This window comes from Eubacterium sp. AF15-50 (genome assembly GCF_934835595.1).
GTDB classification, from domain to species: domain Bacteria; phylum Bacillota; class Clostridia; order Lachnospirales; family Lachnospiraceae; genus Eubacterium_G; species Eubacterium_G segne.
The window spans coordinates 1-12517 of record NZ_CAKVZL010000067.1 but is presented as its reverse complement, the minus strand read 5'-3'; the positions used below and the strand labels follow the sequence as shown (position 1 = coordinate 12517).

12 protein-coding genes are annotated in these 12517 nt (G+C 34.6%); all 12 read left to right on the top strand.

The genetic code is table 11. The features are described from left to right. The coding region (tyrS, locus tag Q5O73_RS08005; RefSeq protein WP_302669425.1) for a tyrosine--tRNA ligase at nt 1-565 on the top strand (565 nt) is incomplete at its 5' end. Nucleotides 566-620: 55 nt separating this feature from the next. Then, a complete protein-coding gene (alaS, locus tag Q5O73_RS08000) occupies nt 621-3260 on the top strand; it encodes an alanine--tRNA ligase (RefSeq protein WP_368076750.1) in 2640 nt (879 codons plus the stop codon). A gap of 138 nt (nt 3261-3398) precedes the next feature. Then, a complete protein-coding gene (gene rpsU / locus Q5O73_RS07995; RefSeq protein WP_005362674.1) occupies nt 3399-3575 on the top strand; it encodes a 30S ribosomal protein S21 in 177 nt (58 codons plus the stop codon). A gap of 110 nt (nt 3576-3685) precedes the next feature. Further along, the gene (locus tag Q5O73_RS07990; RefSeq protein WP_021953085.1) at nt 3686-3937 is read left to right on the top strand and encodes a YabP/YqfC family sporulation protein; all 252 of its coding nucleotides are present in this window, start codon (nt 3686-3688) and stop codon (nt 3935-3937) included. Further along, complete coding sequence (locus Q5O73_RS07985) at nt 3918-5171, top strand: sporulation protein YqfD (protein ID WP_302669424.1); 1254 nt, start codon at nt 3918-3920, stop codon at nt 5169-5171. The genes Q5O73_RS07990 and Q5O73_RS07985 overlap by 20 nt, the downstream gene beginning before the upstream one ends. Nucleotides 5172-5193: 22 nt before the next feature. Continuing rightward, on the top strand, nt 5194-6165 hold the full coding sequence (locus Q5O73_RS07980; RefSeq protein WP_186840437.1) for a PhoH family protein: 972 nt from the start codon (nt 5194-5196) through the stop codon (nt 6163-6165). A 2-nt stretch (nt 6166-6167) separates the two neighbouring features. Then, on the top strand, nt 6168-6668 hold the full coding sequence (gene ybeY / locus Q5O73_RS07975; protein WP_302669423.1) for an rRNA maturation RNase YbeY: 501 nt from the start codon (nt 6168-6170) through the stop codon (nt 6666-6668). A 1-nt stretch (nt 6669) separates the two neighbouring features. Then, entirely contained in the window at nt 6670-7767 is a 1098-nt protein-coding gene (locus Q5O73_RS07970) for a DUF3048 domain-containing protein (protein ID WP_021953081.1), read from the top strand. Nucleotides 7768-7782: 15 nt separating this feature from the next. Then, on the top strand, nt 7783-9441 hold the full coding sequence (locus Q5O73_RS07965; protein ID WP_021953080.1) for a polysaccharide biosynthesis protein: 1659 nt from the start codon (nt 7783-7785) through the stop codon (nt 9439-9441). Between the two features lie 56 nt (nt 9442-9497). Continuing rightward, nucleotides 9498-9845 carry a hypothetical protein gene (locus tag Q5O73_RS07960; RefSeq protein WP_021953079.1) on the top strand — a complete coding sequence of 116 codons (348 nt, stop codon included), beginning with the start codon at nt 9498-9500 and terminating at the stop codon, nt 9843-9845. Nucleotides 9846-9859: 14 nt separating this feature from the next. Beyond that, nucleotides 9860-11035, top strand: a complete 1176-nt coding sequence (locus Q5O73_RS07955; RefSeq protein ID WP_302669422.1) for an NAD(P)/FAD-dependent oxidoreductase — start codon at nt 9860-9862, stop codon at nt 11033-11035. After that, nucleotides 11032-12517: NAD(P)/FAD-dependent oxidoreductase (locus tag Q5O73_RS07950; RefSeq protein WP_302669421.1), on the top strand; the 1486-nt coding region annotated here is incomplete at its 3' end. The genes Q5O73_RS07955 and Q5O73_RS07950, both read left to right, overlap by 4 nt.

Genomic DNA, 12517 nt, shown 5'->3' with positions numbered 1-12517 from the left:
CTCAGCCATGACTATTACACTACTTCTTAATTCAGAAGGAAAGAAGATGGGTAAAACAGTTAGCGGTGCAGTATGGCTTGATCCTGAAAAAACTTCACCATATGAGTTCTATCAGTATTGGAGAAATGTAGATGATGCAGATGTTATTAAGTGCTTAAAGATGCTTACATTTGTTCCGTTAGAAGAAATAGAAGAAATGGAAAAGTGGCAGGGAAGTGAATTAAATAAGGCAAAAGAAATTCTAGCATATGAGCTTACAAATTTAGTTCATGGTGAAGAAGAAGCAAAGAAGGCACAGGATGCATCAAGAAAGATATTTGCCAACGGTGGTATTTCAGGTAATATTCCAACTACAACATATTCAAAAGATGAAATAGATGCCGGAAAAGATATTCTTACACTGTTAGTAGATACAGGACTTGCAAAATCAAGAGGTGAAGCGAGAAGACTTGTACAGCAGGGGGGTGTTTCCGTCAACGGAGAAAAGGTTAATGCCATTGAAACATCATTTACTACTTCAGAATTTAATGAAGATGGGGTTTTACTTATTAAAAATGGTAAGTAAGATTTCCACCTGATAAAAGCAGATTAATTATATTAATATAACCGGAGGCATAAAAATGAATAAATATGGATTAAATGAACTTAGAAAAATGTATTTGGATTTTTTTAAGTCAAAGGATCATTTTGTAAGAGGAAGCTATTCATTAGTTCCTCACAACGATAACAGTCTTTTACTTATAAATGCAGGAATGGCTCCACTTAAGCCTTATTTTACAGGACAGGAGATTCCACCAAAGAGAAGAATGGCTACATGCCAGAAGTGTATAAGAACAGGTGATATTGAAAATATTGGAAAAACTGCGAGACACGGTACATTTTTTGAAATGCTTGGTAACTTCTCTTTTGGTGATTATTTCAAAACAGAAGCTATTCACTGGTCATGGGAGTTCCTGACAGAGGTAGTTGGCTTAGAGCCTGACAGATTATATCCTTCTGTATATTTAGATGATGATGAAGCCTTTGATATTTGGAATAAAGAAATCGGAATTTCAAAGGATAGAATATTTAAGTTTGGAAAAGAGGATAATTTCTGGGAGCATGGAGCAGGTCCTTGTGGTCCATGTTCTGAAATTTACTATGACCGTGGAGAAAAATATGGATGTGGAAAGCCGGGATGTACTGTCGGATGCGATTGTGACAGATTTATTGAAATCTGGAACAATGTATTTACGCAGTTTGAAAATGACGGCAAGGGAAATTATACAACATTAAAGAATAAAAATATTGATACAGGAATGGGACTTGAAAGACTGGCAACAGTTGTTCAGGATGTAGACTCAATTTTTGATGTTGATACAATTAAAGCACTTAGAGATAAGGTTTGTGAAATTACCGGGAAAGAATACAAGAAGGAATATAAATGGGATGTGTCCATCAGAATTATAACAGACCATATCCGTTCAGCAACATTTATGATTTCAGACGGAATTATGCCTTCAAATGAAGGACGTGGATACGTTTTAAGAAGACTTATCAGACGTGCTGCAAGACATGGAAGATTGTTAGGAGTTAAGGGACAGTTTTTGGCAAAACTTTCTGAAACAGTTATTGAAAGCTCAAAAGACGGTTATCCTGAACTTGAAGAAAAGAAGAGCATGATTTTCAAGGTTCTTACAGAGGAAGAAAACAAATTTGATAAGACTATTGATACAGGACTTAGCATTTTAGCCGACATGGAAGAAGAAATGAAGGCAAAGAATGAAAAAACTTTGTCCGGTGAAAATGCATTTAAGTTATATGATACTTATGGATTCCCACTTGACCTTACACAGGAAATTCTTGAGGAAAAAGGATTTGATGTGGACGAAGACGGCTTTAAGAAGGCAATGGAAGTTCAGAGAGAAACAGCCAGAAAGGCAAGAAAAACTACTAACTACATGGGTGCTGACGAGACAGTATACGAAAGTCTTGATACATCACTTTCAACACAGTTTGTAGGTTATGATAAATTAATTGAAGATTCAGTTATTACTGCTCTTACAACAGAAAAAGAAGTTGTACAGGCATTAGCTGATGGCGACAAAGGTACTATTGTTGTGGAACAGACACCTTTCTATGCTACAATGGGTGGTCAGGTAGGTGACAAAGGTATCATTAAAACAAACGAAGGAACATTTGTTGTTGTTGATACAATTAAGCTTCACGGCACCATGGTAGGACATGTAGGTTATGTTAGTGAAGGTATGATTCAGGTAGGCGATAAGGTAACTTTAAAGGTTGATAGTGCAAACAGAAATGCAATAGCTAAGAATCATAGTGCAACCCACTTACTTCAGAAGGCATTAAAGCTTGTTTTAGGAAATCATGTTGAACAGGCAGGTTCATATGTTGATGCTGAGAGACTTAGATTTGACTTTACTCATTTTCAGGCTATGACACCGGAGGAAATTGAAAAGGTTGAAGCCTTAGTTAATGAACAGATTGAAAATGGACTTGATGTAGTTACTGAAGAAATGAGTCTTGAAGATGCCAAAAAGACAGGAGCAATGGCATTATTTGGTGAAAAGTATGGTGACAAAGTAAGAGTAGTATCTATGGGAGACTATTCTATTGAACTTTGTGGTGGTACTCATGTATCAAATACAAGCACAATTTCATATTTTAAGATTATATCTGAATCAGGAATTTCAGCAGGTGTAAGACGTATTGAGGCTTTAACAGGAACAGGTCTTATGAAGCACTATGCAGATGTGGAAAAGAAACTTCACGAAGCTGCAAAGGTAGCTAAGACAGAACCAAACAATTTGGTTAAGAGAATCGAAACATTAAATGAAGAAATTAAGGCTTTATCTTCTGAAAATGAAAAGTTAAAGGCAAAAATGGCAAACGCATCAGTTGGTGATGTTATGAGTCAGGTTGTTGAAGTAAAGGGTGTTAAACTTTTAGCAACAAAGGTTGCTGACGTTGACATGAATGGATTAAGAAATCTTGGCGACCAGCTTAAGGATAAGATGGGCGGCGGAGTTGTTGTTTTAGTGTCAACTACAGGCGACAAGGCTAACGTAATTGTTATGGCAGATGACGATGCTATATCAAAGGGTGCCCATGCAGGAAATATGATAAAAGAAATTGCCAAACTCGTAGGAGGTGGCGGCGGTGGTCGTCCAAACATGGCACAGGCAGGTGGAAAGAACCCGGCAGGTGCAGATGAAGTCTTAGCTAAGGCAAAGGAAATTCTTGAAGCACAGATTGGATAGATACTTTTCGGGCTTTAACCTGGAATATCGTGAAAAAGCTATTGACTGTAAAGAAAAATATGGTATAATATTTTAAGTGTTTAGGCACAAATACCTACAGTTTTAGGAATCTATAACTGAAGGGAGGTCAGGAAGAGAATGTCAAGCGTTATCGTTAAAGAAAACGAATCAATCGACAGTGCATTACGTCGATTCAAGAGAAATTGCGCTAAAGCTGGTATCCAGCAGGAGATTCGTAAGAGAGAACATTACGAAAAGCCAAGCGTAAAGCGTAAGAAAAAATCAGAAGCAGCTAGAAAGCGCAAATATAATTAATTATAAAAAAAGTGCTGTTGCGACAGTGATTTACATCACGACTGCAACGCACTTTTTTTCTATGTTCTAACAGCATAAAGATTTCATAGTATATATTGGGGGGAGAATATATGTTTAACGTTGATAATGAATATGATATTCCAAGGGATGTAATTAATAATGAATGTTTATGCCAAATTACCGGAAGACGGGAAGTTATAGTTGAAAATTATAAAAGAATTAAAAATATCAGTGAAGAAGAAATTGAAGTAATATGCAAAAAATATAATATCCGTGTTATGGGAGAAAAACTCATCATAAGTTATTATAACAGTGATACCATGGTAATAGGCGGGTGTGTAAATGAAGTTCTCTTTTGTTAATTTGTTTTTTTCATGTTTTGAAGGAAAAAAATTCCACTACATAGTTATAAAAATTAATGAAAATCACATTTACAGATTTATAAATAATACAGGGAAAATAAAATTAAGGGATATACATTCAAAAGATGGAATTACGGAAATAACATTTAATTATAAGGATAAAAACAAAGTCCTTGATATTGCTGAAAAAATAGGAATAAAGATACTGGATATAAAAGAGAAAGGAATATATACATATATTACAAGGCTGCCTGTGATAAAGTCAGTGACATTTATTTTGGCAGTTTTTACATTGTTATTAATTATTAATTCTCACTTTATCTGGAATATTGATGTGGAGGGAAATTACAGTTATACATCAACTCAGATTATGAGGTTTTTAAAAAAGATGGATATAAAAGAAGGAATGAGAAAGAACCGGATAAACAGTGATGAAATAGAGAAAGAAATAAGAAGAAAATACAATGACATAAGCTGGGTTTGCGCAGAAGTAAAGGGAACAAATCTTATTGTCCATATAAAAGAAAACTATATCACTGAAATTTCCGCAAAAGAAGACAAAACTTATGACCTGATTGCTAACAGGGACTGCACCATAAAGTCCATTTTAGTGAGAAAAGGAAAAGGAGTGGTAAAAGCCGGTGATAAAGTAAAAAAAGGAGATGTTCTGATATCCGGTATTGTAGATGTTTTTAATGAATCCGGGGAAAAAATATTTACAAAATTATGTAATGCAGATGGTGATGTTGTGGGAATAACTAATCTCTCTTATAATGATAAAATTTCCGATACATATTTTGTTAAAAATATTAAGCATAAAAGGACTTACTATGCACCTTTAGTAGCGGGATACACGTGGAATATAAAAGAAAATGACAAAAATGAAACTGTTGTAAAATCGGAAAGAAATTTTAAAGCATTTGGAAATTTCTATTTGCCCTTTGGGATGGAAAAATATGTGGTTACAAAGTTTGAAAAAGAGAAGAGAAATTACACAAAAGAAGAAGCTAAGAAAAAACTATATGATAGATTCAATTACAAAATGTCCATATTAGAGCAAAAAGGGTACAAAATATTAGAAAAAAATGTTAAAATAGACAAGAAAAAAAATCATTATGTTTTTTCGGGGACGATTAAGTGTTTAGAACCTTTAGGAAAGGTTTCTTATATTGAAAGCGAAAAAATAAATGAGATTGAATCAGAGAATAATAAAGAAACCACAAAATCTGATTAAGAAAAAACATGAAGGGAAAAATATGAGCGTAATAGAAAATATAATAGATATTCCAATGGAACATGAAAAGAATGTTTTCGGACAGTTTGATTACAATATAAAGAAAATCGAAAAAACATTACATGTTACCATAATTTCAAGAGACGGACAGCTTAAAATTATTGGAGGGGAAGTGGCAGCTAAGAGAGCTCGTCATGTATTTGAACAATTAATGGAACTGTCAAAGCGGGGCAATGAGATAACAGAACAGAATGTTGACTACGCCTTATCTTTAAGCTTTGACGAAAAAGAGTCTGTAATGCTGGAATTAGATGATGATATTATTTGCAGAACGGTTATGGGAAAGCCTGTTAAACCAAAAACATTAGGACAAAAATCCTATGTAGACCAGATAAGAAAGAAAATGATAGTGTTTGGCATTGGCCCGGCAGGAACCGGTAAAACTTATCTTGCAATGGCAATGGCAATAAACGCCTTAAAAAACAATGAGGTAAACAAGATTATTCTTACAAGACCGGCTATTGAGGCGGGAGAAAATCTTGGATTTTTACCGGGAGATTTGCAAAGCAAAGTAGATCCTTATTTAAGACCTTTATATGATGCACTTTATCAGATAATGGGAGCAGAAAGCTTTATCAGTAATAGCGAAAAGGGAATTATTGAGGTGGCACCTCTTGCCTATATGCGTGGCCGTACTTTAGATAACGCTTTTATTATTTTAGACGAAGCACAAAATACAACTCCGGCCCAGATGAAAATGTTCCTTACCCGTATTGGATTTGGCTCAAAGGTAATTGTAACAGGAGACAGAACCCAGAAGGATTTGCCAAGGGACACGGTTTCGGGTCTTGAAGTTGCCCTCAGGGTACTTAAAAATGTAGACGATATTGGATTTTCATTTCTTGACAATAATGATGTTGTAAGACATCCTCTGGTACAAAAAATTGTAAAGGCTTACGAGGAATACGAAAACAAAGGAAAGGGTAAAAAATAGATATGTCAGTTTTTATAGAAAATGAATATGGTAAAAATATTGATATTGATTACAATACAATAATAAAAAAGGTAGTGGAAGAAGCAATTGACTTTGTGAAATGCCACTTTGAATGTGAGGTTAATGTTACCATTGTGGACAATGACAGCATTAAGGAAATAAATAAAGCTCAAAGAGATATTGATAAAGAAACGGATGTTTTATCGTTCCCGTTAATTGACTATGATTCTCCTGCTGATTTTACCAATGTTGAAGACGATATTAACTATTTCAACCCGGATTCAGGGGAATTAATGCTGGGAGATATTGTAATATCCTACGACAGGGTTATAAGTCAGGCTTATGAGTATAATCACTCAAAAGTAAGAGAAATTGCTTTTCTTACGGCTCATAGTATGCTACACTTATTCGGTTATGACCATATTAAGGAAGATGAGAGAGAGGATATGGAAAACAAACAGAATATTATTCTTAATAATTTAGGGATTACAAGGGAGATTTAAAATGAACAAAAATAAAAAATTAATAGTAACTTTGGTTATTGCAGGTATAATTACGGTGGCAGTAGGCGGAGTGGCACTGCTTGCCATGTTTGTTATACCTAACAAAAAAGTAGAAAAAACAGAAGTGACAGAAACAGAAGAGACCACTGTACAAACTGTTGAAACCACAACGGCAGATCCTTATGTAGGTAAAACTCCAAGTTTTTTAACGGGAGAATATGTAAAGGATAAAACAGCAAAAAGAAGACCTGTGGCATTAATGTATAACAACATTATAAACGCCATGCCACACTCAGGAATAAGCAATGCAGATGTTTGCTATGAAGCACCGGTAGAAGGTGGAATTACCCGAATTATGGGAATTTTTCAAAATTATGATAAATTAAAAAAGATGGGTTCAGTTAGAAGCTGTCGTATTTACTACTGTGCTTTTGCTTTAGAGTGGGATGCTATTTACAGCCATTATGGTCAGTCACAGTATGCTTTGGGATTTTTAAAAAGTGACAAAATAGACAATGTAGGCGCCCTTAATGCGGAAAATTATTTTTACCGTACCACAGACAGAGTGGCACCTCACAATGCTTTTACATCAGGAAAGAATTTAAATAACGCAATAAAAGCTCTTAAATACAGAAAAGAATACAAAAAAGGCTACAAGGGTCATTTTAAATTTGCAAATTTTGGTGAGAAGGTAGACCTTAACAGTAAGAAAACAGCTAAAACCGTGGAAATGGGATATGTTATAAATAAGCCGTGGTACAAGTTTAAAAATGGTCAGTATTACAGATATCAGTATGGAGAAAAACATATTGATGACCAGAACAATAAACAGCTTCATTGCTCAAATATAATAATTCAATTTGTGGATTCCACATTATATCCTGACAATAAGAGTCTTAATATTACATTAAACGGTTCAGGAAAAGGCTGGTTTATTACCAACGGAAAAGCAGAAAAAATTACATGGAAAAAGGACAAGCAAATGTCCGGACAAACAAAATACTTTGATGAAACAGGAAAAGAGATTGTTTTAAATACAGGAAAAACATGGGTGCAGATAGTTCAGAATGAATATGCAGATAATGTTGTCATCAAATAGAATAAGGATAAATAAATGAGTAACAAATCAAAAAGTAACAGTTTTATAATTCAGGGAAGCATTTTAGCATTTGCAGGAATATTAGTAAGAGTAATAGGTCTTATTTACAGAATACCCCTTAACAGAATTTTAGGGGAAAGCGGAATGGGATATTACGGCACGGCATTTGAGATATACAATGTTCTTATTTTGCTGTCATCCCAGAGTATGCCTCTTGCAGTGTCTAAAATAGTTTCAGAAAAGTTAGAAAAAAAGCAGTACAAAAACGCCCACAAGGTGTTTAAAGGTGCTTTAATTTATGGTATCACAATAGGTGTTATATTTGGAATGCTGGCGTTTTTTGGTGCTGACTGGATTTCCGTTAAAATATACAAATTACCTCAGGTTGCAATTCCTCTTAGAATATTGGCACCTACTCTTACGGTAGCCTGTGTTTTAGGTGTTTTAAGAGGGTATTTCCAGGGAATGGGAAATATGATACCAACCTCAGTATCACAGATTTTTGAACAGATTGTAAATGCTGTTGTAAGTGTTATTGCAGCCTATGAATTAGGTGCATATGGATATTCATTGTCGAAAATGGCTGATGAATCTGAAACATTTAGGGCTTCATATTCTGCTGCCGGTGGTACCTTAGGTACATTATGTGGTGCTGTTACTGCACTTATTATAATGATTATTATTTTGTACCGTCATTTTGGAAGCATTAATTCAAATATCAGAAAAGATATAACCAAGTCCGTGGACAGCTACGGTACCATAACAAAGGTGATTGTTTTTACCATTACACCGGTACTTATAAGTACAACAATATATAATATAGGAAACCTTTTGGACAATCCTATATTCCAGAATATAATGTATAGTATTTCGCCTGAAAGCACTGAGGCACAGAGAAGTGCGGTATATGGAAATTATACGGGAATTTACAGAACCCTTACAACAATGCCTATTGCCATTGCATCGGCATTATCCACTGCAATAGTTCCTTCACTGGTTCGTTCATATGTTGCAGGGGATAAGTCCGTAGTAAAAAATAAAATAGATATGGCACTTAAATTCTCCATGATAATTGCCTTCCCATGTGGTATGGGATTGTCGGTGTTGGGAGTGCCTATTAATAAGCTCTTGTTTGGAAGCAGCGGAGACGGTGCAGCACCTATGATGGTGTTTAGTATTTTCACAGTAATAGCATTTTCACTGTCTACCATTAGCAATGCAATACTTCAGGGAATAGACAAACTTAAGGTGCCAATTAAAAACTCAGCCATTTCTTTAGGCTTACATTTAATTATTTTGCCTTGTCTTTTAATTGTGTTTAAATTAAATATTTATGGGGTGGTTATTGGTGATATTTTGTTTGGAGCAACTGTTTCTGTGTTAAATGCCATGTCAATTAAAAAGTATTTAAATTACAGACAAAACATGTTTGAAACCTTTGTTAAGCCTTTTATTTGTGCAGGAGTTATGGGAGCAGGCTGTTTTGGAATATATAAGTTATTTAATGGTTTAATTAAAATTAATGCTATAAGTACAATAATTGCTATAATGGTTGCAGTGGTTATATATGCTCTAATGCTGGTAATTACGAAAACAGTAACAGAGGATGAACTTTTATCCATGCCCAAAGGGGCAATGATCGCTAAACTTATGAAAAAAATTCATATGATATAAAAAATCGTATAAAAAATACAAAATATGTAAAAAATATATGCAAGGAGTGATTTATTATGAGCAAACGAGCATATATTTTTTGTTTAGTGGTTTTTATAATTGGATTTTTGGCTGCTTATATCGTGGGAGTGGAAATAGGCACTAAGGAAGGTGACAATTTAAAGGAAAAGGTTGTAAATGTTTCACCGAATAACAAAAGTGATTCAAAGGAAGTGGAAGGCTACTGGGTTAAAGATTTAAATGATAAAATTGTTGTTTATAAAAAAGATGGAAAAACCGTTGTAGCTGAAACGGATATTGTTGTGTCAAGGCTTCCCGAGGCAGACAGAAAAGTCCTTGAAAATGGAATTTATATTGAAAATGCCGAAAAACTGTTTAAGTTTTTAGAGGCAAACACCAGTTGAAAAAAGGAATTAAAATGAAAGTAGTGATAATAGGAGCCGGAGCCGCCGGACTTATGGCGGCAATTACGGCAGCTGAATGTGGTCATAAGGTAACGGTTATAGAGCACGAAAACAAGCCGGGAAAGAAAATAAACGTAACCGGTAATGGAAAATGTAACATTACAAACAGTGCTCTTACACCGGATAAATATTATGGCAATAAAGATTTTATAAACAACGTAATAGAAAGATTTAATTATAAAGATGCTCTTAATTTTTTTGAAAATATGGGAGTTTATTGTTATGAAAAAAACGGCTTTTATTATCCTTTAAGTAATCAGGCTGTTACGATTACTAATGCACTTTACAATGAAGCATTGTCTTTAGGGGTTACAATAAAAACAAATAATAATGTGAAAAGTGTAACAAAAAAAGATGATGGCTTTGTACTGGATATAGGAATTGATTTATTTTGTGACAAATTAATAATTGCAACAGGGGGAATGGCGGCACCTAAAACAGGTAGTGACGGTAGCGGATATGAATTAGCAAAAGCCTTAGGTCACACCATTGTTAAGCCTTGTCCTGCACTTACAGCCTTAGTATGTGATGAAAAGTTAAAAAAGGCATCAGGTGTAAGGGTGAAGGCAAAGGTACAAATTAAAGATATAAACATAAAGGATTTAGGGGAACTTCAGGTTACAGACTATGGAATATCCGGTATTCCGGTATTTAATATAAGCAGGAGTGTTAATGAGAAAGAAAATGTAATTATTGATTTTGCTCCTGATTATACATATGACGAAGTGAAAATATTATTGGGAAAAATCCTTAAAAGAAGAGATAAAATGCCGGTATTAACGGCACTTAACGGATTGTTTAACGAAAAGCTGGCAGCTGTATTTCTTAAGGAAATAAAACTGCAAAGTAATGTTAAATGTACTGATGTTATAGATAAAATTACTATGTTATGTGATACTATAAAGTCCTTTGAAGTTACCGTAAAGCGAAAAAAAGGATTTGATTTTTCTCAGGTAACATCAGGAGGGGTTAATACTTCTGAAATTAATAGAGATACAATGGAATCCCTTATTTGTCCTAATCTTTATTTTGCAGGAGAAATAATTGATGTTGACGGAAGATGCGGTGGTTATAATCTTCAGTTTGCCTGGAGTAGCGGATATATAGCAGGAGAAAGTATAAGTAAATGAAGTTTTTAAAGGTTTCAAATATAAAGTTGAGTATAGATGAAAAGGAACAGAAGGCATTTGAAAAAGCTATAAAAATAGCAGGAATACATAGTGACGACGTAATAGAAAAAAAGATATTAAAATATTCCATTGATGCCAGAAAAAAGCCGGAAATCAACAAGATTTATACGGTTTTATTTAAGGTAGAAAACTATAATAAAACAAGAAAAAACGTTACGGTGACATATAAGGAAAAAAAGTATGATTTTGCTCCCACAGGAACCTGCTCCATAAACAAAAGACCGATAATTGTGGGATTTGGGCCGGCAGGAATGTTTTGCGGATATATGCTGGCAAAGTATGGTTACAAGCCTATAATTATTGAGCGTGGAAGCAGAGTGGATGAGCGCATTAAAAAAGTAAATGCTTTCTGGAATGGTGAAAAACTGGATACTTCCTGTAATGTGCAGTTTGGAGAAGGTGGCGCAGGAACTTTTTCAGATGGAAAGCTTAACACAGGTATTAAAGATAAAGAAAACAGAATCGGTTTTGTATTAAATACCTTTGTTAAATTTGGCGCTAATCCTAAAATTGAATATGATGCAAAACCACATATTGGAACGGATGTTTTAAGCGAAGTTGTAAAAAATATGCGTCATGCCATTGAAGATATGGGAGGAACCTTTTATTTTGACACTACAGTTAGTGAAATCCTGTTAAAAAATGGCAGGGTTAATGGGCTTAAATTGTCAAATGAAGAAGTAATTGATACGGATATTTGTTTATTGGCAATAGGACATAGTGCCAGAGATACTTTTGAGATGCTTAACAGACTAAACATCCCTATGGAAGGAAAGCCTTTTGCCATGGGAGTAAGGGTTGAACATCCCCAGAAAATGATAAATAAAAGCCAGTATGACTTTGAAGACAATAGGTTAGGAGCTGCAAATTATAAGCTTACTTACAAAACAAAAAAAGACCGTGGAGTATATTCGTTTTGTATGTGCCCCGGTGGCTTTGTGGTAAATGCTTCATCAGAGGAAAAGGAGATAGCAGTAAACGGCATGAGCTATTCTAAAAGAGACGGCGAAAATGCCAATAGTGCTATAGTTGTGGCATTATCACCCAAGGATTTTAGAAGCAGTCATCCATTGGCAGGAATGTGGCTTCAAAGAGATATAGAAAAGGCTGCCTATAAACAGGGAAAGGGCAATATTCCCCTGCAAACATATGGGGATTTTAAGAAAAAAATAAAGTCAGAGAAAATTGGAAAGATTATTCCTCAAATTAAGGGGGAATACACTATGGCGGATATTAATAAGGTATTACCGGATTTTGTGTGTGAAGCCTTAGTGGAAGGCATTGATTATTTTGGAAAGGTAATTGATGGATTTAACAATGAAGATACTGTTTTATCAGCACCGGAAAGCAGAACTTCATCTCCTGTAAGAATTATCAGAAATGATGATTTTGAATCAGAAATCAAGGGGCTATATCCAATAG